Below are 26,200 nucleotides of genomic sequence, written 5' to 3' on the forward strand. Positions count from 1 at the left end.
TTTCATTCCAAGGATAGAGATAGAGGATTCGAGGTAAATATCATGGCATATAGCGAAAAAGTAATTGATCACTACGAGAACCCACGTAACGTTGGTTCATTTGATAAAGAAGATCCATCAATCGGTAGCGGCATGGTTGGCGCGCCGGCTTGTGGGGACGTAATGAAGCTTCAAATCAAGGTCACGCCAGAAGGCATTATCGAAGATGCGAAGTTTAAAACTTACGGTTGTGGTAGTGCGATAGCATCAAGCTCTCTCGTCACCGAATGGGTGAAAGGTAAGAGTATTGACGATGCTGCGTCAATCAAAAACTCGGAAATTGCTGACGAGTTGGAACTACCACCAGTAAAAGTCCACTGCTCAATTCTTGCCGAAGACGCAATTAAAGCAGCGGTCGCAGACTACAAGAAAAAACACCAACAATAAGTAATCCGTATATAATGGGAGGCTTCCTCCCATTTCATTCGCAATAAAGAGACTAAGGTGCAGTATGGCCATCACAATGACAGAAACCGCGGCAAATCGCGTTAGATCATTCCTAGACAGCCGAGGAAAAGGTATCGGTTTACGCTTGGGTGTTAAAACGACGGGCTGTTCTGGTATGGCGTATGTGTTGGAATTCGTTGATGAGCTTAATGAAGAAGATCAAGTCTTTGAACATGAAGATGTCAAAGTGATTATTGATCAGAAAAGCTTGGTTTATCTCGATGGTACTGAGCTTGACTACGTTAAAGAAGGTCTCAATGAAGGGTTTGAGTTTAACAACCCGAATGCGAAGGGTGAATGTGGTTGTGGTGAAAGCTTCAACGTTTAATTGATAGCACCAGTAAGCTTTGGCTTGCTGGTAAAATACCAGGGACCGAATTCAACATGAATTACTTTGAATTATTTGGGCTACCAAGTCAGTTTGCGCTGGATGGTAGCCTTCTTGCTTCTCAGTTCCGTCAACTGCAAACGCAGTTTCATCCTGATAAATTTGCTACCGCGTCTGAACGTGATCGATTAATGGCGGTTCAAAAAGCGGCGCAGATCAACGACGCCTACCAAATACTCAAAAACCCTATTTCTCGCGCTGAATACTTGCTTGCCGAAAACGGTGTCGAGCTGCGTGGTGAGCAACAAACGATGCAAGACCCTATGTTCTTGATGGAACAAATGGAGTTGCGTGAAGAGTTGGAAGACATCGCCGCCAGTGACGATCCTGAAAGTGCATTGTTCGACTTTGACACTAAGGTGTCAAAAATGTTTAAACAGCAGTTAGTGAGTGTCGAGCAAGAGCTCAACGATAGCGATTGGTCACACGCGGCGGATCGAGTGCGCAAACTTAAATTTATTGCCAAATTAAAACATCAAATCGAGCTAGTGGAAGAGAAACTCCTCGGCTAGTCAACAACAAGGATCAGCATGGCACTACTTCAAATTGCAGAGCCGGGCCAGAGCTCGGCTCCTCATCAGCATAAACTTGCTGCAGGTATCGACTTAGGTACAACCAACTCTTTGGTTGCATCCGTACGCAGTGGTGAGGCTACAACCCTCAATGACGAGCAAGGTGTGAGTCTATTACCTTCCGTCGTGAACTATTCGGGCGATGCACCTGAAGTTGGTTACAGTGCGAAAGCTAAAGCCGAAGTTGATCCGGTGAACACCATTATTTCGGTTAAGCGTTTGTTAGGTCGTTCTTTAAGTGATATCCAAACGCGTTACCCAAGCTTGCCATATAACTTTAAGACCAGTGATAACGGACTGCCAGTACTTGAAACGGCAATGGGAATGAAAAACCCGATTGAAGTTTCTGCCGATATTTTGCGTACCCTTGGTCAGCGAGCAGAAAAGACGCTCGGTGGTGAGCTTGCAGGGGTTGTGATTACTGTTCCGGCTTACTTTGATGATGCGCAGCGTGCAGGCACAAAAGATGCGGCTAAGCTTGCAGGCTTACATGTACTTCGCTTATTGAATGAACCGACGGCCGCGGCTATTGCCTATGGTCTAGATTCGGCTCAAGAAGGGGTGATTGCTGTTTATGACTTAGGCGGCGGTACATTCGATATCTCTATCCTTCGTTTATCTAAAGGGGTATTCGAAGTATTAGCTACGGGGGGGGACTCTGCACTTGGCGGTGATGATTTTGATCACTTGTTAGCAGAATACCTAGTAGATAAAGCTGGTATTAGCACGCCGTTAACGGCGGAGCAAAATCGAGTTAGTCTGAATGTAGCCACGAAGACAAAGATTGCTTTCTCTGAACAAGATGAAGTGAATGTGGATCTGTTAGGTTGGTCAGGCCGAATCACACGACTTGAGTTTGAAGATCTTATTCGCCCGCTGGTTAAGAAAACCTTGATGTCTTGTCGACGGGCCTTAAAAGACGCTGATATTGATGCAAATGAAGTACTAGAAGTCGTTATGGTTGGAGGTTCAACTCGTACGCTTTTAGTCCGTGAAATGGTTGGTGAGTTTTTTGGTCGTACGCCATTAACCAGTATTAATCCTGATGAAGTGGTTGCGATTGGCGCGGGGATCCAAGCTGATATTCTTGTCGGTAACAAGCCTGATTCAGAAATGCTGCTATTAGATGTGATTCCACTGTCACTCGGTATTGAAACTATGGGTGGTTTGGTGGAAAAAATTGTTCCCCGTAACACGACGATTCCAGTGGCGCGAGCACAAGAGTTTACCACGTTCAAAGATGGTCAAACGGCGATGAGTGTGCATGTTGTGCAGGGCGAGCGTGAGATGGTCGATGACTGCCGTTCTCTTGCCCGTTTTTCACTGAAAGGTATACCGCCAATGACCGCTGGTGCGGCCCATGTTCGTGTGACTTACCAAGTTGATGCAGATGGTCTGTTATCTGTCACTGCAATGGAAAAAAGCACCGGTGTTCAGTCTGAAATACAGGTCAAGCCATCTTATGGTTTGAGCGATGATGAAGTGGCTAACATGCTGCGTGAATCAATGACGCATGCTAAAGATGATATGCAGGCACGAGCGCTCGCTGAACAGCGTGTAGAGGCCGATCGTGTCATCGAAGGCCTGATTGTTGCCATGCAACAAGATGGCGATGATCTACTCTCTGAACAAGAGAGAGCTGAACTGGTTAACGCGATTGAAGCGCTTATTGAACTGCGCAATAGCGGCGATGCCGACGCTATTGAGCAAGGAATAAAAGACACAGACAAGGCAAGCCAAGCGTTTGCGTCACGTCGTATGGATAAATCGATTCGAGCTGCATTGGCAGGTCAATCCGTGAATGATATTTAAGAGATAAAGATATGCCTAAGATTATTGTACTTCCGCATGAAGACTTGTGCCCAGAAGGTGCGGTATTAGAAGCTGAGCCGGGTCAAACTGTACTTGATGTCGCGCTTAAAAATGGCATCAGCATTGAACATGCTTGTGAAAAATCATGTGCGTGTACGACTTGCCACGTGGTTATCCGTGAGGGATTTGACTCTCTTGATGAGAGCGATGAACTTGAAGATGACATGCTTGATAAAGCCTGGGGTCTGGAGCCGGAATCGAGACTAGGTTGTCAGGCTCGAATCACCGATGAAGATCTCGTGGTTGAAATTCCTAAGTACACATTAAACCACGCTTCTGAAGATCATTAATCGACTTTCAGGCAAGGTTACTTAGTTATAATATAAAAGGAAGGTAATGTATGAAATGGACCGACTCTCGTGACATTGCGATTGAGCTATGTGACAAGTTTCCTGATATTGATCCTAAGAATGTGCGTTTTACCGATCTGCATCAGTGGATAACAGAACTTGATGAATTTGATGACGAGCCTAATCGTTCTAACGAAAAAATTTTAGAAGCGATTATTCTTTGTTGGATGGATGAAATGGACTAACCCTGATGGGAAACCCATCATAGTTAACAAATTTTACGAAAAAAAACGGACCTTTTGGTCCGTTTTTTATTAATTTCACTTTAAAGTGTTAACATCCAGCAGTAACTAGAAAGGCGTAGGCAACGCCAGAAAAGACAAGGAGAAACCATGTCTACACAGATGTCAGTATTTCTAAGCCAGTCACCGGCAGCAGCGCAATGGGGTGACAAGGCGATCGTTTCTTTTTCAGACAATAATGCGACTATCCATCTAGAGGGTAGCGATGATCTTGGCGCGATTCAGCGCGCAGCACGTAAACTTGATAGCCAGGGGATCCTCAGTGTGTCGCTTGAAGGTCAAGGTTGGGATTTAGAAAATATCTGGTCCTTTCATCAAGGTTATCGTGGACCGAAGCAAGTCAACCAGATGATTTGGCAACCCCTTGCTGACGCCGAACAGGCAGAGCTGAGTGCGCGTATCACTGCAACCGATTTTACTCGAGATATCATCAATAAACCGGCAGAAGAAGTCGCCCCGCGTCAACTCGCCTCAATGGCGGCGGAGTTCATCAAGTCAGTGGCACCTGAAGGCTCTGTCACGGTACGTATCGTCAAAGATAAAGATTTATTAACTGAAGGGTGGCAGGGCATCTACGCCGTAGGACGTGGCTCAGAGCGTACGTCAGCGATGCTACAACTTGATTTTAATCCGACAGGCGATGAAAACGCGCCAGTTTTTGCTTGTTTAGTTGGTAAAGGTATCACCTTTGATTCTGGTGGTTACAGCATTAAACCTTCTAATTTTATGACTTCGATGAAAGCGGATATGGGCGGTTCAGGTACCATTACTGGTGGTCTTGGTCTAGCTATCATGCGTGGATTAAATAAGCGTGTGAAACTGATTCTTTGCTGTGCTGAGAATATGATCTCGGGCCGAGCTCTCAAATTAGGCGATATTATCACCTATAAAAATGGTAAAACGGTTGAGATTATGAATACTGATGCCGAAGGGCGTTTAGTATTGGCAGATGGCCTGATGTACGCCAGTGAACAAAAACCTGAACTTATTATCGACTGCGCAACTCTTACTGGTGCGGCAAAAAATGCATTAGGCAATGACTATCATGCATTAATGAGTTTTGATGATGAACTGTCACATCAGGCACTAACGGCAGCACATGCAGAGAAAGAGGGCTTGTGGCCGCTTCCTTTGGCTGATTTTCACCGTGGAATGCTACCATCAAACTTTGCTGATTTATCGAACATTAGCAGCGGCGATTACGCACCAGGAGCCAGCACAGCGGCGGCTTTCTTGTCATATTTTGTTGAAGATTACAAAAAAGGTTGGTTGCATTTTGACTGTGCTGCGACCTATCGCAAAGCGCCAACAGACAAGTGGGCGGCAGGTGCGACCGGTGTTGGTGTACGCACTTTAGCGGGATTATTACTTCAACAAGCAGAAAAATAATATCAAGAGGCCGTAGAGCCTCTTTCATTACAACAAAGAAAACGAAAGGATACCCTTATGGCTCTAGAAAGAACTTTTTCTATTGTTAAGCCTGATGCAGTAGAACGTAATCTTATTGGTGAAATTTACCACCGTATAGAAAAAGCAGGTTTGAGAATTATTGCTGCTAAAATGGTACATTTGACTGAAGAACAGGCGAGTGCTTTTTACGCAGAACACGAAGGCAAAGAATTTTTCCCTGCTTTGAAAGAGTACATGACTTCGGGACCAGTGATGGTTCAAGTACTTGAAGGTGAAAATGCGATCGCACGCTACCGTGAGTTGATGGGTAAAACTAACCCAGAACAAGCCGCTTGTGGTTCGATTCGAGCGGACTACGCGCTTAGTATGCGTCATAACTCAGTCCATGGTTCAGATAGCCCCGAGTCGGCTGCGCGTGAGATCGAGTTCTTTTTTCCGAGTTCGGAAATTTGTCCGCGTTAATCGCCTAACGAACACGAAACTTATTGGTGCTGCTGGTACTATCAAGCAGCATTTCTAATAGCAAAATATTAAGCTTGTTCGCAGATCATTGTTAAGACTGATGAGTAATTCCTGCTAGTATTGGAAGGACAAGTTTTTTTGAGCACAAACACACGCAAGGGTATCAGTCTTGACAGATTGTGATATACTCTGCGCGCAATTTATACCTTATAAACAGAGTAAGACAATGGCAGATTTATCAAAGTACAGAAACATTGGTATTTTCGCGCACGTTGATGCGGGTAAAACGACCACTACGGAGCGCATCCTAAAGCTCACTGGTAAAATCCACAAAACGGGTGAAGTACACGACGGTGAGTCTACTACCGACTTCATGGAGCAGGAAGCTGAGCGTGGTATTACAATCCAATCAGCAGCGGTAACTTGTGAGTGGAATGGTCACCGTCTAAACGTTATCGATACTCCGGGACACGTTGACTTTACAGTAGAAGTATACCGTTCTCTTAAAGTTCTTGATGGTGGTATCGGTGTATTCTGTGGTTCTGGTGGTGTTGAGCCTCAGTCAGAAACAAACTGGCGCTACGCGAACGACTCAGAAGTTGCTCGTTTGATCTTCGTTAACAAGCTAGACCGTATGGGTGCAGACTTCTTTAACGTTGTTGATCAAGTGAAGAACGTTCTTGGTGCAAACCCACTAGTTATGACACTACCTATCGGTCGTGAAGATGACTTTATCGGTGTTGTTGATGTACTAAGCCGTAAAGCTTACGTATGGGATGACACTGGCCTTCCAGAAAACTACGAAATCAAAGATGTCCCAGAAGACATGGTTGATGAGCTTGAACAGTACCGTGAAGAGCTAGTTGAAACTGCTGTAGAGCAAGACGACGACCTAATGGAAGCGTACATGGAAGGTGAAGAGCCTTCTATCGAAGACCTAAAACGTTGTATCCGTAAAGGTACTCGTGACCTAGCGTTCTTCCCAACTTACTGTGGTTCTGCATTCAAAAACAAAGGTATGCAGCTTATCCTAGACGCAGTTGTAGATTACCTACCAGCGCCAGCAGAAGTTGATCCTCAGCCACTAACTGATCCAGAAACAGGTGAGCCAACAGGCGAAGTTGCTACAGTATCAGTAGATGAGCCTCTACGTGCACTTGCGTTTAAGATTATGGATGACCGCTTCGGCGCGCTAACCTTTATCCGTATTTACTCTGGCCGCATGAAGAAGGGTGATACCATCCTTAACTCTGCAACAGGTAAAACTGAACGTATCGGCCGTATGTGTGAAATGCAGGCGGATGAGCGTAACGAGCTAACTGAAGCTCAAGCTGGCGACATCATCGCGATTGTTGGTATGAAGAACGTTCAAACAGGTCACACACTATGTGATCCTAAGCATGAATGTACTCTAGAAGCGATGATCTTCCCAGAACCAGTAATCTCAATCGCAGTTGCACCTAAAGATAAAGGTTCTACTGAGAAAATGGGTATCGCGATCGGTAAAATGGTTGCAGAAGATCCATCTTTCCAAGTTGAGACTGATGAAGATTCAGGCGAGACTATCCTGAAAGGTATGGGTGAACTTCACCTAGACATCAAGGTAGATATCCTTAAGCGTACTTACGGCGTTGAGCTAGAAGTAGGTGCTCCACAGGTAGCTTACCGTGAAACTATCACTCAACCTGTTGAAGATAGCTACACGCATAAGAAACAGTCTGGTGGTTCTGGTCAGTTCGCGAAAATCGACTACCGTATCAAACCAGGTGAGCCAAACTCTGGTTACACGTTTAAGTCATCAGTTGTTGGTGGTAACGTACCGAAAGAATTCTGGCCTGCAGTTGAGAAAGGCTTCGGTTCTATGATGGAAACGGGTGTTCTTGCTGGCTTCCCAACGCTAGACGTTGAAGTTGAACTATTCGACGGTGGTTTCCACGCAGTTGACTCTTCAGCTATCGCTTACGAAATTGCAGCGAAAGGTGCATTCCGTCAGTCTATGCCTAAAGCGGGCGCACAGCTTCTTGAGCCTATCATGAAAGTTGACGTGTTCACTCCAGAAGACAACGTTGGTGATGTAATCGGTGACCTTAACCGTCGTCGTGGCATGATCAAAGACCAACAAGCTGGTGCTACTGGTGTTCGTATTAAAGCTGACGTTCCTCTTTCAGAAATGTTCGGTTACATCGGTCACCTACGTACTATCACTTCAGGCCGTGGTCAGTTCTCTATGGAGTTCGCACACTACGCACCTTGTCCAGCAAACGTTGCTGAGCAAGTTATTGCTGAAGTTAAAGAGCGTAACGCTAAGAAGTAATTCTTTTTGTTAGCTTGATAGCTTAAAAAAGCCCCTGAAGTGAAAACTTCAGGGGCTTTTTATTGGTCGTTTAGTTTACTGAGGACTGCGTGTGTCGATGATGTCACAATCTAGTTTACAATAAGTACGGCTTTCATCGACTTGATTAAATATCCACTCGCAGAAGCGACGAATTTTCTCACGCTTAAAGTAGGATTTAGGAGCACAGATAAAATAATTGTAGTCCGTACGCTGAGCAACGTGGCCAATTCGTACTAATTTACCTTCTTCGATATACCTATTGGCAAGACTATGTTTGGCCAGTGCCACGCCTTGTACCGCAAGAGCACCCTCCAATACAAAATGAGAACCGTTGTACTTAAGTGTCGGTTTTTGCGCTGCATAGCCAATATTTTCTAACCAAGCTCCCCAATTCAGATCTGGCCAGTAATCTTCAATTAAATCTGCTGCCGTTAAATCACTTAGCTGATAGATGCCATGCTGTTGTTGATAAATTGGATGGCAGACAGGATAGAGTAACTCTTCCATTAGCAATTTGCTTGTGACGTTAGGGTATTGACCTGGTCCATAGCGAATACATAAATCGATATTCGAATTTTGAAAATCAACCAGTCTGTTTGTCGGTTCGATCATCAACTCTTGGTTGGGATTTAGCTCCCTAAAGTGACCGATCCTAGGAACTAACCAATGTTGAGCGAAAGACGGTAAAGTCGAAATAGACAGTTGGTTTGGGTTTGGATCTTGGTTGATTTGTCTAATGCCTTGATGAAGATGTTCGAAGCCTTTTTGCGATTGGGCGAACAACAATTCGCCCTCCATCGTTAACGTTACTTTTCTGTGTTGACGTAAAAATAGTTCGGTTCCCAGAGTTTCCTCTAGTTGCCTTATTTGTTGGCTAATCGCTGCGGCAGTAACAAACAACTCACTAGCAGCGAGCTTAAAGCTGCCTAGCTTTGCTGCGGTATAGAAGTAATAAAGTCCTTGTAATGGCGGTAATTTTTCTTTCACTTAAGATTTCCTTAACTGAGTGTCAGGTAGTATCGTTTGAGAGAACTTACGTGATAGTCGATTATTTACTCATCAAATGCAACTTGAGTATAGATTATGGAAACGTCAGAGTTTGGATATAAAGTAAAACTAACCGACACACTTACTTGGAATAAGAAAATCTTAACTAATGTGAGTAAATGGTGGCGAAACTATCGGACGAGAAAAGATCTCGCAAACTTATCTGAACATCTTTTAGAAGATATTGGTGTGGGGCGAGAGCAAGCGAGGCAAGAAAGTATTCGACACTTTTGGGATAAATAGCGTTACTCGACAACCTCACTTTGTAACCAGTTGGCGAACGCGGCGATACGATTCCGACGAGGTGACTTCTCATCATAAAAAAGATTGAACTGAATCCCCGGCGTCATGCCGATATCAAATGGTTTGATGAGTAAGCCTCGTTCGACATAATCACTCGCCAGTGAGTCACTCGCCAAACAGGCACCATGACCTGCTATGACCGCGTTCATAGCATGGTCAAAGGTGCTTACATCCATCCATTGAACCGAGTCTTTGTTCATACTGACGCCCGCTTGAGCAAACCAGGTCTGCCAAGGGTAGCCACCAGACTCATAGTGGATCAGCCAGCAATTGAGTAGCTGTTCGGGGCAAGTCAGTTGGATTGAATCAGCTAAATGGGGCGAGCAAAAAGGATAAATGGTTTCTTCGAACAGAAGGTGTTTATTGAGCTGTTGTTCGCCAGTGAGATCAAGCTCGTCACCTTGCCAGATTGCGACATCAGCATCACCTTGTTTAAGTTTAGGAGCATCACAACTGGTAATAATTCGGATCGGAATACCTGGGTGCTGAATCGAGAATTTCCACAACCTAGGCAGTAGCCAACGAGAGGCGAAAGAAGGCGTTGAACTTACGCATAGTAGGCCTTCAACAGGTTCATTTTGGATCTGATTTAAACCTGTGATGATGTGATCAAAACCAAGCGAGACATGACGAAAGAGAATCTTACCAGCCTCTGTCAGGCGCATCTCTCTACCATCGCGGACAAACAGTTTGCAACCAAGGCCATCTTCAAGTTGACGAATCTTCTGACTGACCGCCGCTTGGCTAATACAGAGTTCATTTGCAGCTCGACTATAGCTGTTGAGCCTAGCGGCTACTTCAAAGTAGCGCAATCCCGGTAAATGATGCAGCCTTGCATCCATATTTTATCCCTAACTATTGATCCCTTATCTTGGCATCATAATCGCTTTAGTTGAAAATGCAAAAAGGAGAGCGCTGCTCTCCTTTTTGTTGTGTTGATAGTTGACTAGAAAGCTATTCTTCCCAAACGACCAGTTGGCCTTTAGGCCAGTTTTGTCCCATCTCGTGATACTTTTGCTCAAGGACGTGACGTTTAATTTTTAGCGTAGGTGTCAAAATGCCATTTTCAATCGTCCATGGGTCTTTGATCATCAGCACGCCTTTGATTTGCTCGTGAGATTCAAGTTCAGAGTTCATTCGTGCAATGACTTTGTTCGTGGTTCGTTCATAACGTTTGCGATCAAAATTAGGGAAGTCATGCGGTACGACTAACAAAATCGGCCCGGGTAAGCCAAGTCCGATCAGACACATCATCTCGACGCGGCTGTACTCAAACAGTTTTTTCTCAATCGGTACAGGGGCGACAAACTTACCTTTTGCGGTTTTGAAGGTGTCTTTTTTACGCCCTTGAATCGTCAAATATCCTTCGCTGTCGATCGCGCCGATATCGCCAGTGTGGAGCCAACCATTAGCGTCAAATGACTCTTGAGTGGCAATATCATTTTTATAATAGCCGGAGAACATCCCCTTGCTGCGAACCATGATCTCTTGGTCATTGGCAATTTTTAATTCGATACCTGGCCCGGCGTTACCGACACTGCCAATCTTGTCGGCTCTAAATGGGTAGTTTAGGGTGCTGTAAGCGAAAGATTCGGTCATCCCCCAAGCTTCAGTAATGTGTAAGCCCACACTGTGATACCACTCAAGCAGAGCGGGAGACACTGGCGCCGAGCCACAACCTAGCACTCGAGCTTTATCCAACCCAAGCCCTTCTGCGAGCTTCTTCTTGATTAATGAGTTAACGAACGGGATCTTGAGCAGTAAGTTAAGTTTTTTCGGCGGAAGTTTATCTTGGATTCGTTGTTGGAATAGTGTCCACAAGCGTGGTACTGAGATGAACAGCGTCGGACGCTGCATCTTAACATCTTCGATAAAGGTATCGAGAGACTCTGGAAAAGCGGTTTGCACACCGCCCATTATAGAAGAGCCAAAAATGTAAACACGCTCGGTGATATGAGCGAGCGGCAAGTAAGAGAAAAGACGGTCATTCTTCTCGATACCAATATGATTGATCAGCTGCTGAGCTGACCAACTAAATGCGCCGTAAGTGAGCATCGCCCCTTTCGGTAATCCTGATGTTCCCGATGTGTATACGATAGACATCAGTTTATCGTCATAGTGTTCTGGGCGATTTGTCGTCGGTATCGCTTTGGCTATCTGCTCAGAATATTGGTATTGACAGTTTGGCGCCGAGTCATAAGGCAGTGAAATCGTAATCAGCTCGCTAATTGAATCGATGGCTTGCTGTGTTGCTGCTTTGTCGTCGAGCTTACCCGCGATAAGCGCTTTGCTTTCACTGTGCGTTAAGCAGTATTCAATGGTGTCCGCTCCCGCAGTAGGGAAAATCGGTACACTGACAAAGTCACCAAGTGTCATGGCCAAATCGCAAATAAACCATTCGGCACAGTTTTTTGAAACCAATGCGACTTTATCGCCTGGCTGGATACCCAGTTCATTTAACACACTTACCAATTTTAGAGCTTGGTCAGCGACTTGCGCGTAAGTGAACTCGACATGTTGGCGATTAATAGTCTGTTTCAAATAGACCTGGTCTGGGCGCTCTTGCGCCCATTTTAAGATCATCTCATTCGGCGGGGGGAGAGCACAGTGTGGTTTGCTTAACTCGTTAGGCTGAATCATTCTCTAACTCCGTGTTATTGGCAAAATATTATATTTATTGTTAATAGAATGTTAACTCTAACATGCTCACTAAAAGGGATGAAAGCAATTATCGAGAGTTTGCGTTCATCTTGTGACCATGACACTGTTAGTGTAGTTGACGGTAGATTGCAGGGCTAATCCCCGTTTTTTTCTTAAAAATACGTGAAAAGTAAGAGACATCATTGTAGCCGCACTGAAATGCAATGAATGAGATCTTCTCTTTTCGCGCGTTGATCAACAACTGTTTGGCTAAATTGATCCGCTTAAGAGTTAAATAATCTCGAAAACTGACCCCAATAGTTTTATGGAAAAACTTAGAAAAATAGGTCACGGAATAGTGACAGTATTCGGCAACGTCTTCTTCACGTATGGTTCGCGATAGATTTTTTTCGATGTATCGGAGCATTTCAACTAAGTCTTTGCTGATATGTTTGTGCGAGTGGACTTGAGTGAGCTTATGGATATCGAGGATGTCTTGATGTTTGGTGAATTGGTAGATGATTTGTTTATTAAGTTCTTCAGCCCAAGTATGCATATCATCAGAACCTAAATTGAAGGTTGAAAATACCACCTCTAAATGTTCGATCTCTGCAGGTAGTCTTTCGTTGTAGATGACGACCAAGCGTTTATCTAGGTTTTGGCATAGTTTAGTCGCGGTAAGAAAGAGCGAATGAAAAGAGTCGTCATAATAGAAAAAACAGAAATGAATGCTGGGTTCACTGAGCACTGACACGTCGTAGCCATAATCCCAAAGATGGAAATATCGCTCTAGCGAACGAACTGTGTCTTTTGGTATGTAAGTTGCTGATTTTCCAAGCCAATACCCTTTGTGTAGCACATCCACGATATATTCCAGACCTATTTGCCGTAAAGGAAATCTACCCATCAGCTTAGTCGTATATCGCTGACAACGGCAAGGTGACTATTGAGTGTTGTTATGTTTATAGTGGATGTTATTTGAACTAAAGTCTCATTTTCATTTTATATAAAGTTCGTCAAGTATCAAAAGTGAGAAATGGTGCTCATTTGTCCGTTTGGCTGAATTATTAACATTAGTGGTTAAATAACTTGCTGTTTCATAAGTTTTTATATTTATCCTTAGTTAGAGCTATTAGTTTAAATTAGTCAAATTTTGATATGTGTCGTTCTAATCCATCTGGTTAATGAATGGTTAGGTGGCAAAAAAGTACCAATGATGACTAACAAAGTCCTAACGCTTGTTTCCGTTTATCTCTAAATTTATCAATAAGCGCATAGCTTAATGAACTTTGGAAGGAGACACCTCATGAGCAAGCTAATCAAAAACATCACTGCATTTATCAAAGATGAAGAAGGTCTAACGGTCGTCGAGTATGTTGTCGGCGCCGGGCTGATTGTTATCGCATTGGCTGCGGTATTTGACAATTTAGGCACCTTATTACAAGGAGAACTCGCGACTATTTTTGATGAACCAGCGGCAGGCTAACACCATCAAATACCATCGTGTGCGGAGTTATTTTTTGCTGATATAAATGTAAATAGGAAATAACTCAAATCCCGACTATTATTAATTTTAGGCTTGTAAGACTCAACCATAGTTTTACAAGCCTAAATGTTTTTAGGGGGACAGCATGAAAATATGGACGAGTGTTAAAGCTTTTTTAAACGATGAGAGTGGCCTTACGGTTGTTGAGTATGTCGTTGGTGCAGGATTGATGGTCATTGTGTTTTCCGGTGTTTTTGTCGCCTTTAGCGACTCCCTTACATCAGAATTAAGCTCAATTTTTGAGGGCTAACTTTTAGCTTAAACAAGGTCTAATATGAATTACTTAGTTTGGTTCGGATTAGTTGTTATAGCTGTTACGGATGCGCGTGAGCATCGCATCCCCAATGTTTATTTGCTTATTACACTGCTTGTATGTGTCATCAACGGTTTTTTTCAACCTGACCCCTTGGACGTTTTTCTCAACTCTCTCTCAGGCGGTGCGATTTTCTTTGTTTCCGCACTTCTGCTCCACTTCATTCGTATTATGGCTCCAGGTGATGTCAAATTATTGGGTGTGGTCGGTTTCTGGCTTGGCTGGGGGCAATTACTCAATGCGACAGTCTGGATTGCGCTATCAAGCGTGGTGGTTGGTCTGTTGTATGCGTTATTTAATCGAGTTCAAACCGGCTCTACGCTCAAACAGCTTATTAAAAAATATTCAATGATGCTCGCTTATGGCTCTCAAGCGAGCTTAGTGATGACCAATGGTGGAAGCATCGAGAAAAAACTTCGGATGCCTTTTGCTCCTGTCGTTGTAATTGGTCTTGCCATGTTCCATTACTTTTAAATCACAAAGAAGACAAGGAGTCACTATGGTTGAAGCGACAGCGCAAATAAAACACAGGATCGAACTGACGCCTCAAGCTGATGCTCCATCTGTGCCGACTTCTTTCGATGCGCTAGGTTTGCCCAAAGCAGTATTAGAAAACTTACTGGTTAAGCACCTTGCCGCATACCCTAAGTCAGATCTTTTGCAACTGACTAAATTAATGTGCATCAACAGCCACATGATTGAGGAGATGTTAGGTGACTTGCGTGCAAAATCTTTGGTCGAAGTGTTTCAGGCCCAAAGCGCTGGTTTTCAAACGACCAGCACAGGGCATATCCGTTACGGTCTTTCTGAGCAAGGAGTGCAAGAAGCCGATAGCGCTTTTGTAAAAGATGCCTACCTAGGACCTGTGCCCGTTTCACTCACCAGCTATGACGCGATGGTAAAAGCGCAAGATGTCCGAGCACAGATGGTCAACCGTCAAGACGTCACTTATGCATTAAGCGATGTTTTAGGCGCTGAACGGATGATCGCTAGCTTAGGACCTGCCATTAACTCTGGTCGAGCGTTGTTGCTATACGGAGATGCGGGAACCGGCAAAACGTTTGTTGCGACGCGCTTGCTCAATTCTCTCAACACCTCCGTTTATATTCCGTACGCGGTTTACGCGGCAGGTAACATCATTAAAGTATTTTCTCCTCAGCACCATAAGCGGGTTACGAGTTCAGAAATCCAATCGATAGCCTTTAAAGAGCAGTTTGATCGACGTTGGTGTCTATGCGAACGCCCCAGTATCCAAGTTGGGGGGGAGCTGACGATGGATATGCTTGAGGTTAATCACAGTGAGCATAATCGTGTCTGGATGGCGCCGCTGCAGATGATGGCCAACAATGGTATTTTCATTATTGATGATTTAGGTCGCCAAACCATGCCAGTCGCCACTTTGCTTAATCGCTGGATAGTGCCGATGGAATATTTCTACGACTACCTCTCGTTGCCAAATGGCCAACAAATTACGATCCCTTTTATTCTTACCCTGGCTTTCTCTACTAACTTAGACCCAGAAAAGATCAGTGATCCTGCCTTTTTGCGCAGATTAGGTTACAAAATTCAGTTTGGTCCCTTGCTGGAATTAGAGTATCGCCAGTTATGGGACAAGCTCTCTCAAGGACGAAATTTACAACTCGCAGAGAGCTGTTTCCCCACATTATTGGACTTGCATCAGCAACACAGTGTGGGTTTTTTCCCATGTATTCCCAAAGATTTAGTCGGTATCAGCCGTGACATCATTGTCTTCGAAGAAAACGAACCAGTGATTACCGCAGAGATCGTTGCCCGAGCTTGGGATGTCTACTTTACAGCGGATGGTAAAGGTGGAGGTGCCCGATGAGTCGAAGCCAAGTTATCTTATTATTTTTACTCTCTATCGCTTTTGGTTTAGGGGCGGTGTTTTTTGCTAAGCAATGGATGGACAGGCAGTTAACCCCGCAAACTGAAGTTGAAGTGGTTGAACGTGAACCTGTTATGGTTGCGGCGCAAGAGATTCCTTCCGGGAGCATTATTGAGCAGCAACATATAGCGGCCAAGTTACTTGAAGTCGCGTGGCGAGATGAAGCGCAGTTTATCACTGAAGAATCAATACTTGGTGAAGTGGCCGCGACGACAATTTACCCAGGGGAAATCATCAATAGAAACCGTCTGGCCAATTCTGGTGAAGGGTCGACATTGGCGGCCTTGATTCCCGAAGACAAGCGTGCGGTTACCATCCGGGTAAATGACGTTATTGGTGTGGCTGGGTTTTTATTACCCGGCAATAGGGTCGATGTGCTCAATACGATAAGTTACAGCAGAACCTCAGCCAGAACGCTAACGGTGTTGAAAAATATTAAAGTACTTGCCGTGGATCAGACCGCAAGAAGTACCGAGAACAAGCCGGTTATTGTCAGAGCAGTGACGCTAGAGGTCTCCCCCAATGAAGCGGAAAAACTGTTGTCCGCCCGCAGTAAAGGCGAAATACAGCTGACATTACGTAACCCCCATGCGGAAGAAAAAGTGATCAAAAGATATGTTGCTCCTAGTGTCACGATTCTCAAGGGAACCGAGAAAAGCAATATCAGAGTCAATGATTGAGGTGAACTATGCGCACACTATTCGTTTTTTCAAGTCTTCTGTTTTTTATGATTTTTAATGTTCAGGCTGCGACTCAATCTGGCAAAGTGGTCAAAGTGCCTCATCATAAATCGACGCATGTTACCTTGGCAGGGAAGGCTAAGCGCGTGTCATTGGGTGACCCGGATGTGCTCGATATTGTGATGCTTAAGTCGGATGAAGTGTTTCTTATTGGTAAAAAGCTCGGTTCGACTAACTTAATGGCATGGGACAGTCGAGGGCGTTTAATCGAATCGATCGATATCGAAGTTACTCACGATCTAAATAGTTTGAAAGCTAAGCTGTATGAGTTTCTACCTAACGAAACAATTGAAGTGCACAGCGCGCAAAATCGTTTAATTTTGAGTGGACAAATCAGTCATCAATCAGCGATGAATATTGCGCTAAGAGTGGCAGAAACCTACTCCGCAGGTCGTGAAGCTGATGAAGAGAATAAATCTCTCAGTGAGCAAGTTGACAAAACTGGGGTGATTAACCTGATGACGATCGGCGGCGCTCAGCAAGTGATGCTGGAAGTGACGGTCGCAGAGGTACAACGAAGCTTAGTGAGAAAGTTCGATGCTAACTTTCAGTTTTTCCAATCGAGTGGCTCTGAGTTTAAATGGGGTGGCACTTCTGCCGGTGGTGGCTTACCGACAGCGATAGGTCCTCCTAGTTCTGTTACCCCTATTTTTAACGCGCCATCTATAGATGCTACCGGATTTCTCGGCTCCTTTATTGATGGTAATACTTTGTTCTCTTTTGCGTTGGATATCGCCAAGCAAAATGGGACAGCCAAAGTACTTGCTGAACCAAACTTAACGGCATTAAGTGGTTCAAAAGCAGAGTTCTTAGCGGGTGGTGAGTTCCCTATTCCAGTTCCTGATGAAAACGGCATTACCATTGAATATAAAGAGTATGGCGTTGGTCTGAAGTTTATCCCCACCGTTTTGTCGGATCAGAAAATCAATCTCAACCTCGCAGTCGATGTGAGTGAAATTGCCAATACCTCTTCATTAACTCTGGCACCTGGTGGAACAAACAGCACCTATGTGATACCACCTATCACTCGCCGTAGTGCCTCATCCACTTTAGAACTAGCCGATGGTCAAACCATTGGTATCGCAGGTCTTATCAGCGAGAACGTGCGAGATGTTGTGCAAGAAATGCCTGGGTTTAGTGATATCCCCATCTTGGGTCAAATGTTCAATAGCCAAGAGTATATTTCGGGTGAAACGGAACTGGTCATCTTGGTCACGCCGAGATTAGCTCAACCCGTCGACAGGAACCGAATCACGTTACCAACCGATTTTTACGTTCAGCCGAATGACTTTGAATATTACTTACTCGGTCGTGGCGCCTATATTGCGTCGCCCAATAATATGGTGCCAGTGCAACAAGACAATGAACCCGAATACGTTGACCGCTCTAAGGGTGGGACTGAAGGGACATTTGGACACAGTCTTTAGGAGATAACATGAAACAGATCATTATAACCATGAGCGTGTTCTCTTTGGCCATATCGATGCTCGGCTGTGTAAACAATGCCGATAGTCTTGGTGCTCACGTAGCAAAACTTAAAACAGAACAAACATACAATCCGAACGCAACTCAAGACAATCTTGGTGTCGTTCCGTCAGGTAGTGGTGAGCGAATGGAAGGTGCCTATCAAGTCTATACGGGTAAACAAGACTCAGAGTTGAAAGGTACTGATAGTCAATTCTTAGAGGGGTTTAGTAACTAAACTCAAGGAGCTACTATGAATCGGAATCAAGGTTGTCGATCATTGAATCGGCAAAAAGGTCTAGTCTTGGTACTGGTTACAGCAACGATGATTGCTCTGATAGGCGTCGCAGCGCTATCTATTGACGTTAACCACGCAATGATGAATAAGTCACGCTTGCAAAACAGCGCTGATGCCGCCGCACTTGCCGCCGCCGTCGTCATAGATAGTGATGGCTCTGTTTTAGATGCCACGACCGCTGCGAATAACACCATCACCAATATTGCCAATGCCACCGGTAATGGCGAAATGTCATTTGATGCCGGTTCGGTGATAGTGCAATTTACTAATAACCCTACTTCCTTTCCCACTCCGCCAGCCATTCAGAGCGCAGGGTTTGATGATAGCCAAGACACCTTTGTCAGAGTGATCATCAGTAACTATCAATTAGAAAACTATTTTGCAGATTGGCTTGGTATTGATAAATCGTTAAATGTTTCGGCGGCGGCGGGCCCAAGCCCGAGTGCCCCTGCGGTGAACGTTGTGCCGATGGCGGTTTGTCAGGACGAATCGGCGACCGGCAGCAAAGGGTACGACACGGGAAAACTATACGCCTTGAAAATTGCCGACCTCAATCAAACGGAGATGGGAGCGGGTAACTATCAACTACTCGATTTTGGCTCAGGGGCCGATACAGTACGTAGCGCTCTTGCGGGGGGCTTTGAAGGGCGAGTTGGTATTGGTGATACCGTCGTCACTAAACCCGGCAATACTGTTGGTCCTGTAGGACAGGGGCTTAACACGCGTTTTGGTGACTATAGTGGCGGCGGACTCTCTGCAACGGAGCATCCAACGGATGTTTATGTCAAAGAACCCGTTTCAAAAGCGACGTTAGATAGTAACGGCAATATAGTCTACAACGATACTTCAGGTGCTGATGGTCAAGGTTGGAGTCATCAAGATTACGACAGCGCGATGCCGTGTACCGGAGACAGTGCTTGTCGAATCGAATCTGGAGGACAGTTTGATCGGCGTATATTAGTCATTCCCATTGTTGATTGCTCTGGCGCAAGCGGCGGGACCAACACCTTTACCGTTACCGCTTTGGGCTGCTTCTTTTTGTTGCAACAAGCGCCAACATCGAATAGCGGCAAAGAAGCGGTATTTGGTGAATTTTTGCATGATTGCTCTGCCTATGGTGGTACGCCAGGGCAGAACTCGGACGCAGAAGGTCCTTATCTGATTGTGTTGTATGACGATCCTGATCGGAGGGAATCGTGATGATTAAGCCAATCAAGACGCCATTAACATTCAAGCAAAGCGGTTTGGCTGCGGTCGAGATGCTGATAACGGTACCGATATTGGTGGTTATCTTGCTGGCGATTACCGAATTTGGTAATGCATTTATCCAGTACAACACGCTAAATAAGATGGCGCAAAATGGAGTAAGGCATGCCACGGCTGAAATTCTAGGAACAGGGAGTACTGTGCCTTGTAACAACGCGACCACGGTAGCCGATACCATGAGTGTCGTGCTCTATGGGCGAACAGTGAGTGCGAATGCTAACCTTGTTATGGATGGAGTAACGGCTGAGGACGTCACTATGAGCTGCACAGGCAAATACGTCACCATTACGATTAATCATCAGTACACGCCAGTTATTGGCTCTTTCTCTTCTGAGACATCGTTTAATGTGCCGCTTATCGCTTCAGCAGTGATGAGGACAGGAGCATGAGAAAACAACAAGGTGTCACGATTATCGAGTTCACCCTGATCGCGACCACGCTAATGTTGATCATCTTCTCTGTGATTGAGGTTGGGCGTTATGTCTACTCTTTGCAGACCATCAACGAAATCGCCCGAGTCGCGGCACGGCTTGCGACTGTTTGCCGTGTTGAAGATAGAAATGACATTCCCGCTTTGGCTATTCCTGATTATGCGCCGGGAGGATTGAGTGTTGATAATATTGTTATTGATTACCTTGATGAGAGCGGCAACGTGGTGACAGGAACTCTGACAGATGACGATGTCTTTTCTACAATTAGATATGTCAGGGCGAGAGTGGTTAATTTTAGTTATCAATTCACAGGGTTATTAAGCTTCATCAATTTAACTGGCTTGCTGGAGGTTCCTGAGTTTGAAACCATCCGGCCAAGAGAGAATTTAGGTCACCATCGACGCTCTGATGGCACCGAGAGCAGTTCTGATTGCTAGGAGGCAACATATATGGGAGAGGCGGTGAAGATAGCACCAAGCGGCGCAAGCCCAATAAGACTGAAAACCAATCTGACGATCTGGGTGTTTTACTCGTCAGATGCTTTTCATCTTCACATTAGCCATGAGCTTTCTAAATGCCAGAGCATTAGTTATGAAATGATCTCGTTTCATGGCCTTGTGGTGGCGAACCTTGCGCACTTTTCACCACCTGATCTGATTTTCGTGGAGACCGGCCCTAACTGGGCACAGAAGATTGTTGAGCTGCAGCATTACGAAGCGCCTGATATCAATCAGGACAGTCATGAAGCGTCGTTAATTGTCTTTGGCAATGAAAGTGATAATGGCGCGTTAAAAATTGCATTGCGTATCGGTGCGGCTGATTTTGTATCGAATACGGCGCAGATTGATGACTTGATTCCGTTATTGAAGAATGTCGCAGAAGAGAAAGTGGCCAGTCGTAATTTGGGCGAGCTACTAGTGTTCATGAATACCAAGGGGGGCTCTGGTGCGTCAACTATCGCACTCAACTCTGCGATCAAAATGGCCAGTCAGCATACTGATCAAGTCTTGTTGCTCGATCTTGATCTTCAGTTTGGCGTCGTCAACGATTATCTTAGTATTCATCCGACGTACAGCATGACGGATGCGTTGGCCAATGTGTCGGATTTAGATGAGGTTTCTTTAGGGACATTCGTGACTAAGCATAAGTCGGGGTTACATGTTCTGTCATTTAAACGTGAAAATAGTCATGAAAACTATGAGAAAGCCAAACAGTTAAACAAGTTACTGCCGCTTCTAAGAGAGCATTACCCCTTTGTGATTGTTGATCTTTCGCGTGGTTTAGACCGACTTTTTGCTCCGGTACTTGCGCCTGCCAGTAAGATTTATTTGATCGCGCAACAAAACTTAGTCGCGATTAAAAATACCACGCAAATGATCAAGTTGTTGTCGTTTGAATTTGGCTTAAACAAAGATCAAATGGAAGTGGTGATTAATCGTTATGAAAAACGCCAGTCAATTGGGCTCAAAGATATCCAAGGTACGCTAGGGGACTTGCCGCTACACACGGTGCCGAACGAATTTAAGGTTGCACTTGAAAGTGCCAATCTTGGTAAGCCGTTCATCGAAAGCAAAAAAGGTAGCGCTATTGCCAAGTCGATTACTCGATTTGTTGAGACATTGACTCCTCAACCTGAAAGCAAAAAAAGCTGGTTAAGACGATTGTTTTCTTAAATTTGAACAGAAATGAAAGAGAGCTAGCATGTTTTTTAAACGTAAAAACTTAAATCCTGAATTGCAGGAAAAGGTAGCTGCCTCTGAGCTACAGCAGCAAACTAATCGCTTTAATGAGCCGGGAGAACATAGTGACTCGGAGCAAAAACTTGACTCTAACCAGCTGAAAGAAAGAAAAAAAAACGAGCATGATGCAAAAGAAAAGGTAGTTGATGAGACGCGTAAGCAGCTCACTCAAGAACAAGAGGTCAAACACTATTATCACCAAAGACTGCTCGAAACCTTAGACCTTGGACTTTTGGCAAGCCTTCAGCCTGATAGGGCAAAGGCTGATTTACATGATGCCATTATCCAGTTGATGGCAGATGACCAGACTCATGCACTCAGTGCCGAAGGGCGCAAGCGCGTGATCCAACAAATTGAAGATGAGGTGTTTGGTCTAGGGCCGTTAGAGCCGCTACTTCACGATGCCACTGTCTCGGATATTTTGGTCAATGGACCTAAGCATGTATTTGTAGAGCGACGAGGCAAACTCGAACTCACCCCTTACACGTTTCTTGATGAACGTCATTTACGTAACATCATTGACCGGATTGTCAGTCAGGTTGGTCGACGTATTGATGAGGCTTCTCCGATGGTTGATGCGCGCCTTGCTGATGGTTCACGTGTTAATGCCATCATACCGCCACTGGCTTTAGATGGCGCCTCGGTGTCTATTCGTCGTTTTGCGGTCGAAAAGCTCAAAATGGACAACTTAATTGAGTTCAATTCAATCTCTCCAGAGATGGCTAAATTTGTTGAAGCCGCGGTCACTGGTGCGTTAAACGTCTTGATATCAGGAGGGACTGGTTCAGGCAAAACCACCACTTTGAATATATTTTCTAACTTTATCCCCTCAGATGACCGCATCGTCACCATCGAAGACTCAGCAGAGCTACAACTGCAACAGCCACATGTTGTCAGGCTCGAAACTCGTCCGGCTAATTTAGAAGGGAAAGGCGAGATCACGCAACGTGACTTAGTGAAAAACTCACTACGGATGCGCCCTGATCGAATTGTGCTTGGTGAGGTACGTGGTGCTGAAGCGGTTGATATGTTGGCGGCGATGAACACCGGTCATGATGGTTCATTAGCGACAATTCACGCCAATACTCCACGAGATGCGTTATCAAGGGTAGAGAATATGTTCGCCATGGCGGGCTGGAATATGTCGGCCAAAAACCTTCGCTCGCAGATCGCCTCTGCTATTCACTTAGTGGTGCAAATGGAGCGTCAAGAGGATGGTAAGCGGCGTATGGTCAGTATCTGCGAGATCAATGGCATGGAAGGTGAAATTATTACCATGTCAGAACTGTTTCGTTTCCATCGTCAGGGGATGGATGAAGAAGGCAATGTATTAGGCTACTTTACTGCTACGGGGGTTGTGCCTCAGTGCCACGACCAATTAGCCAAAAAGGGGTTGCATCTTCCTTTTGACATCTTCAATGAGACTTACTCATAAGGGGGCATTATGCAGCAGGATGCGACGTTATTTTTTGTTCTACTCTTTTTTGCGGTTGTGTTTATTTCACAAGCCTTAATTCTTCCTGCCGCGGGCAGTAAAGCGAAACACAAAGAGCTGTCACAACGATTAAAAGAATCCCAAACTAACCTTGATGAAGAAGCCAGATCGTTATTACACGATCACTATATGAAGAGTTTAACGCCTATTGATCGCCGTTTGGTGAAATTCTCCGCGTTTTCATCATTGAAAAAGCTGATAGAACTGTCCGGTTATGATTGGAGCTTAAGTCAAACATTGTCCGTTACGCTACTCTGTTCAGTGCTGCTATTTTTAGGCGCCATGTTACTTGGTCAGCCACTTTATGTCGGCGTTGTCGCCGCCATCGGCATTTGGTTTATTCTCTATTTTTGGCTCAACAAAAAAATCTCAGATCGTCTGTCTGCCTTTGAAGAGCAATTACCCGAAGCGCTCGATATCATGCGCCGTATGCTACAAGCTGGCCAGCCTGTCACTCAAGCGTTCAACGAAGTCGGTTCTGAGATGCCAGCACCGATTGGTGTCGAGTTCAAAAACACCTTTAATTTGCTCAATTACGGTTACGATATGCGCTTAGCCATCATGCAAATGGCAGAACGAACGCCAACCGTCTCGATGTTGGCTTTCTCAAGTGCGGTGTTATTGCAAAAAGAGACCGGAGGCAACTTATCTGAAAATCTAGAGAAAGTGTCTCGGGTGCTGCGGGCACGATTCAAACTGCAACGTAAAATAAAAACGCTATCGGCAGAAAGTCGGTTATCCGCATGGATATTGGTGTTGTCGCCGTTTATTTTGTTCCTTTTTCTCACTTTCATTAATCCAGAATATGTTGAACCTTTATACACAGATCCTCGTGGTATGGACTTAGTCAGCCTTGGGGTCGTCAGTTTATTTATCGGTTCGATGTGGATTCGAAAAATTATCAACTTTGAGGTATGACCATGGAAGACCTCATTCGAATTATTAACGAGTTACGAATTGATGAGCAAACCGCATTTTTAGCGCTGATTCTGATTGCAACGGTATTGATTATCTTCACTTCTTTTCTGTTGCTGCTCAGTTCCAAATCGCCACTTTCCAGTAAGCTCGAAGAGATACGTAAAAGCTCTGGCAGTGGGCGATTAAAGAAAAGCCGTCGTTTAGATAACACTCTAGAGTCACTAGCACCGGTAATGCAGCCATCCAATAGCAAAGAAACTGAGTCGGTACGCGCTAAGTTAATGCATGCGGGTTATCACGATGCCAATGCCCTCACGGTTTTCTATGCCTTAAAAGGGGTCACCGTGCTGATTGGTTTCTCGATGGCTGCCGCGATGTATTTTTTCTTGCCTAATTTGTCTCAGTTGAATCTTTTTATGTTGGCCAGTGTTGCGACTGGGCTTTATGTACCGAATGTGGTGTTAAAACTTCAAGTTGATAAGCGTCAATCTCGAATTCGTGGCGGGGTGCCAGATGCGCTTGATTTGTTGGTTGTGTGTACCGAATCCGGTCTGGGTTTTAATGCAGCATTGCGTCGAGTTGCCGACGAGTTGATGATTTCTCACCCTGACTTTGCCGATGAGTTGGATACCGTATGTGGCAAAATTAAAGCGGGGGTGGAAATGTCGGATGCGTTCAATGATCTGGTCAAAAGAACGGGGGTCAAAGAGATCGCTGGGTTGGTGACGATGTTGTCTCATGCTTCGCGAATTGGCGGCAGTTTGTCGCAAACGTTACGTGAGTATACCGAAGATTTTCGTGATAGGCGCAATCAAGAAGTTGAGGAAATCGCAGCGAAAATACCGACTAAAATGATTTTCCCGTTACTGCTATTCATCTGGCCTTGTTTTTTTATTGTCGCTCTTGGACCCTCAATGCTCTCTCTAACGGCCACGCTAGGGAAGTAAGGAACGCTATTATGAAAGTATTACGCTATTTCGTGTTACTGGTATGTATTTCGTTACTGGTTGCTTGCTCTAATACCAAGCCTCAGTTGGACACCTCTCTTTATGATGGTAAGCCGATAGACACCTTGTCACTCGATGAGCCTCCTAAGACTGAGCAAGAAGCAATATCTCGAGGTGATCTGGCGCTCAGTGGTAACAATATGGACTTGGCGCTGTATGAATACATTCGCTCGTTGTCGTTTGAAAATGGCCAATTCAGAGATAAAGCATTGTTCAATATTGGGCGCATTCACCAATCACGAAGCAACTTTGCCTTAGCTGAAAAGGCCTACTTAATTGCAGTGGAAGAAAATCCTAATAACACCAAAGTACTCGAACAATTAGGGATTTTATACAGTCGTAATGGCGATATCACCCAAGGTAAAAGCTACTTCTTACGCGCAGTCAACGCTGATCAATTGCGTTTCGCTTCAGGTGAGACGTTGCAAGGAGTTGACTTAATGACGGTGGAGTCGGTGCTTAAGCTGAAAGTTGATCAATATTCACCAGAATATGCGTATATGGGGTTGGGGGTTGTCGCGGATCTTGATAAACAGCACGCACTTGCACAGGCCTTTTATAAACAAGCGCTTAGCATTGATCCTAATTCAATCAAAACGCTAACTAACGTGGCTTATTCGTTTTATATGGATGGGGATTACCGCAAAGCTCAACGCTTTATTTTACAGGCACTAGACAAAGATCCAAGCAATGAAAAAGCGCTCAACAACTTAGCCTTAATCTACCTTGGTAAAGGTGAAATTAATCGCGCGTTGAACGTTTTTAACCAACATATGGGCAGACCAGAAGCGCTAAATAATGTTGGGTATTTTCTTACCTTACAAGGCAAGCCCGAACAAGCGATTCCCTATTTGCAGCAGGCGATTAGTGCTAAAGCAACTTACTATAAAGTGGCGAATGAAAATCTTGAAAAGGCGCTTGCGATGGTCAGAGAAGAGCAGCAAAAACAAGCAAAATAGAGGAGAGTCTT

29 protein-coding genes are annotated in these 26,200 nt (G+C 44.8%); 25 read left to right on the forward strand and 4 right to left on the reverse strand.

Annotation, left to right across the window (positions count from 1 at the left end):
* Positions 1 to 42 precede the first annotated feature (42 nt).
* The 9 genes from iscU (at position 43) to fusA (ending at position 8,096) form a co-directional block, all read left to right on the forward strand.
* Complete coding sequence (iscU, locus tag ViNHUV68_RS02700; RefSeq protein WP_038175042.1) at positions 43 to 426, forward strand: Fe-S cluster assembly scaffold IscU; 384 nt, start codon at positions 43 to 45, stop codon at positions 424 to 426.
* A gap of 64 nt (positions 427 to 490) precedes the next feature.
* Entirely contained in the window at positions 491 to 814 is a 324-nt protein-coding gene (iscA, locus tag ViNHUV68_RS02705; RefSeq protein WP_038175041.1) for an iron-sulfur cluster assembly protein IscA, read from the forward strand.
* A 56-nt stretch (positions 815 to 870) separates the two neighbouring features.
* A complete protein-coding gene (gene hscB, locus ViNHUV68_RS02710) occupies positions 871 to 1,386 on the forward strand; it encodes a co-chaperone HscB (protein WP_038175038.1) in 516 nt (171 codons plus the stop codon).
* Positions 1,387 to 1,404: 18 nt separating this feature from the next.
* Positions 1,405 to 3,258 (forward strand): Fe-S protein assembly chaperone HscA, encoded by a 1,854-nt coding sequence (gene hscA, locus ViNHUV68_RS02715; RefSeq protein WP_391089191.1) that lies wholly within the window; start codon positions 1,405 to 1,407, stop codon positions 3,256 to 3,258.
* 11 nt (positions 3,259 to 3,269) lie between these two features.
* Entirely contained in the window at positions 3,270 to 3,608 is a 339-nt protein-coding gene (fdx, locus tag ViNHUV68_RS02720) for an ISC system 2Fe-2S type ferredoxin (protein ID WP_038175036.1), read from the forward strand.
* A 50-nt stretch (positions 3,609 to 3,658) separates the two neighbouring features.
* A complete protein-coding gene (gene iscX, locus ViNHUV68_RS02725) occupies positions 3,659 to 3,853 on the forward strand; it encodes a Fe-S cluster assembly protein IscX (RefSeq protein WP_038175034.1) in 195 nt (64 codons plus the stop codon).
* A gap of 147 nt (positions 3,854 to 4,000) precedes the next feature.
* A complete protein-coding gene (gene pepB / locus ViNHUV68_RS02730; protein WP_391089194.1) occupies positions 4,001 to 5,299 on the forward strand; it encodes an aminopeptidase PepB in 1,299 nt (432 codons plus the stop codon).
* Positions 5,300 to 5,356: 57 nt separating this feature from the next.
* On the forward strand, positions 5,357 to 5,782 hold the full coding sequence (gene ndk / locus ViNHUV68_RS02735) for a nucleoside-diphosphate kinase (RefSeq protein WP_038175032.1): 426 nt from the start codon (positions 5,357 to 5,359) through the stop codon (positions 5,780 to 5,782).
* A 226-nt stretch (positions 5,783 to 6,008) separates the two neighbouring features.
* Positions 6,009 to 8,096, forward strand: a complete 2,088-nt coding sequence (gene fusA, locus ViNHUV68_RS02740; RefSeq protein WP_038175031.1) for an elongation factor G — start codon at positions 6,009 to 6,011, stop codon at positions 8,094 to 8,096.
* Between the two features lie 75 nt (positions 8,097 to 8,171).
* Here the strand turns inward: fusA and ViNHUV68_RS02745 are convergent, their stop codons facing one another.
* Positions 8,172 to 9,104 carry a LysR substrate-binding domain-containing protein gene (locus tag ViNHUV68_RS02745; protein WP_038175029.1) on the reverse strand — a complete coding sequence of 311 codons (933 nt, stop codon included), beginning with the start codon at positions 9,102 to 9,104 and terminating at the stop codon, positions 8,172 to 8,174.
* A 96-nt stretch (positions 9,105 to 9,200) separates the two neighbouring features.
* On the opposite strand from ViNHUV68_RS02745, the gene ViNHUV68_RS02750 reads away from it, so the two are divergent.
* Entirely contained in the window at positions 9,201 to 9,407 is a 207-nt protein-coding gene (locus tag ViNHUV68_RS02750; RefSeq protein ID WP_391089197.1) for a DUF1127 domain-containing protein, read from the forward strand.
* Positions 9,408 to 9,409: 2 nt separating this feature from the next.
* Here ViNHUV68_RS02750 and ViNHUV68_RS02755 read toward each other — a convergent pair whose 3' ends face one another.
* The 3 genes from ViNHUV68_RS02755 to ViNHUV68_RS02765 form a co-directional block, all read right to left on the reverse strand.
* Positions 9,410 to 10,309, reverse strand: coding sequence for a LysR substrate-binding domain-containing protein (locus tag ViNHUV68_RS02755; RefSeq protein ID WP_391089199.1), 900 nt, complete (start codon positions 10,307 to 10,309; stop codon positions 9,410 to 9,412).
* 112 nt (positions 10,310 to 10,421) lie between these two features.
* The gene (locus ViNHUV68_RS02760) at positions 10,422 to 12,107 is read right to left on the reverse strand and encodes an AMP-binding protein (protein ID WP_038175025.1); all 1,686 of its coding nucleotides are present in this window, start codon (positions 12,105 to 12,107) and stop codon (positions 10,422 to 10,424) included.
* 127 nt (positions 12,108 to 12,234) lie between these two features.
* Complete coding sequence (locus ViNHUV68_RS02765; protein WP_038175023.1) at positions 12,235 to 12,972, reverse strand: AraC family transcriptional regulator; 738 nt, start codon at positions 12,970 to 12,972, stop codon at positions 12,235 to 12,237.
* Between the two features lie 441 nt (positions 12,973 to 13,413).
* Between ViNHUV68_RS02765 and ViNHUV68_RS02770 the strand changes: the two genes are divergently transcribed.
* From ViNHUV68_RS02770 to ViNHUV68_RS02840, 15 genes are all read left to right on the forward strand, one after another.
* On the forward strand, positions 13,414 to 13,593 hold the full coding sequence (locus ViNHUV68_RS02770; protein ID WP_038175022.1) for a Flp family type IVb pilin: 180 nt from the start codon (positions 13,414 to 13,416) through the stop codon (positions 13,591 to 13,593).
* 145 nt (positions 13,594 to 13,738) lie between these two features.
* Positions 13,739 to 13,903 carry a Flp family type IVb pilin gene (locus ViNHUV68_RS02775; RefSeq protein ID WP_038175020.1) on the forward strand — a complete coding sequence of 55 codons (165 nt, stop codon included), beginning with the start codon at positions 13,739 to 13,741 and terminating at the stop codon, positions 13,901 to 13,903.
* Positions 13,904 to 13,927: 24 nt separating this feature from the next.
* Positions 13,928 to 14,440, forward strand: a complete 513-nt coding sequence (locus ViNHUV68_RS02780) for a prepilin peptidase (RefSeq protein ID WP_038175019.1) — start codon at positions 13,928 to 13,930, stop codon at positions 14,438 to 14,440.
* 25 nt (positions 14,441 to 14,465) lie between these two features.
* Positions 14,466 to 15,812, forward strand: coding sequence for an AAA family ATPase (locus tag ViNHUV68_RS02785; protein WP_391089202.1), 1,347 nt, complete (start codon positions 14,466 to 14,468; stop codon positions 15,810 to 15,812).
* The gene (cpaB, locus tag ViNHUV68_RS02790) at positions 15,809 to 16,552 is read left to right on the forward strand and encodes a Flp pilus assembly protein CpaB (protein WP_038175017.1); all 744 of its coding nucleotides are present in this window, start codon (positions 15,809 to 15,811) and stop codon (positions 16,550 to 16,552) included. Before ViNHUV68_RS02785 ends, cpaB begins: the two co-directional genes overlap by 4 nt.
* Positions 16,553 to 16,560: 8 nt before the next feature.
* The gene (locus tag ViNHUV68_RS02795) at positions 16,561 to 18,039 is read left to right on the forward strand and encodes a type II and III secretion system protein family protein (RefSeq protein ID WP_038175015.1); all 1,479 of its coding nucleotides are present in this window, start codon (positions 16,561 to 16,563) and stop codon (positions 18,037 to 18,039) included.
* An 8-nt stretch (positions 18,040 to 18,047) separates the two neighbouring features.
* The gene (locus ViNHUV68_RS02800; RefSeq protein WP_038175014.1) at positions 18,048 to 18,314 is read left to right on the forward strand and encodes a hypothetical protein; all 267 of its coding nucleotides are present in this window, start codon (positions 18,048 to 18,050) and stop codon (positions 18,312 to 18,314) included.
* 15 nt (positions 18,315 to 18,329) lie between these two features.
* Positions 18,330 to 19,574, forward strand: a complete 1,245-nt coding sequence (locus ViNHUV68_RS02805) for a pilus assembly protein TadG-related protein (RefSeq protein ID WP_391089204.1) — start codon at positions 18,330 to 18,332, stop codon at positions 19,572 to 19,574.
* Positions 19,574 to 20,029, forward strand: a complete 456-nt coding sequence (locus tag ViNHUV68_RS02810; RefSeq protein ID WP_038175011.1) for a TadE/TadG family type IV pilus assembly protein — start codon at positions 19,574 to 19,576, stop codon at positions 20,027 to 20,029. The genes ViNHUV68_RS02805 and ViNHUV68_RS02810 overlap by 1 nt, the downstream gene beginning before the upstream one ends.
* On the forward strand, positions 20,026 to 20,508 hold the full coding sequence (locus ViNHUV68_RS02815) for a TadE/TadG family type IV pilus assembly protein (RefSeq protein WP_391089206.1): 483 nt from the start codon (positions 20,026 to 20,028) through the stop codon (positions 20,506 to 20,508). Before ViNHUV68_RS02810 ends, ViNHUV68_RS02815 begins: the two co-directional genes overlap by 4 nt.
* A 12-nt stretch (positions 20,509 to 20,520) precedes the next feature.
* On the forward strand, positions 20,521 to 21,744 hold the full coding sequence (locus ViNHUV68_RS02820; protein ID WP_038175008.1) for an AAA family ATPase: 1,224 nt from the start codon (positions 20,521 to 20,523) through the stop codon (positions 21,742 to 21,744).
* A 28-nt stretch (positions 21,745 to 21,772) separates the two neighbouring features.
* Entirely contained in the window at positions 21,773 to 23,245 is a 1,473-nt protein-coding gene (locus ViNHUV68_RS02825; protein ID WP_038175007.1) for a CpaF family protein, read from the forward strand.
* 9 nt (positions 23,246 to 23,254) lie between these two features.
* Entirely contained in the window at positions 23,255 to 24,223 is a 969-nt protein-coding gene (locus tag ViNHUV68_RS02830) for a type II secretion system F family protein (protein ID WP_038175006.1), read from the forward strand.
* A gap of 2 nt (positions 24,224 to 24,225) precedes the next feature.
* Complete coding sequence (locus ViNHUV68_RS02835) at positions 24,226 to 25,170, forward strand: type II secretion system F family protein (protein WP_391089209.1); 945 nt, start codon at positions 24,226 to 24,228, stop codon at positions 25,168 to 25,170.
* An 11-nt stretch (positions 25,171 to 25,181) separates the two neighbouring features.
* Entirely contained in the window at positions 25,182 to 26,189 is a 1,008-nt protein-coding gene (locus ViNHUV68_RS02840) for a tetratricopeptide repeat protein (RefSeq protein ID WP_391089211.1), read from the forward strand.
* Positions 26,190 to 26,200 lie beyond the last annotated feature (11 nt).

This window comes from Vibrio sp. NH-UV-68, from assembly GCF_042940635.1.
Classification (GTDB): domain Bacteria; phylum Pseudomonadota; class Gammaproteobacteria; order Enterobacterales; family Vibrionaceae; genus Vibrio; species Vibrio pacinii.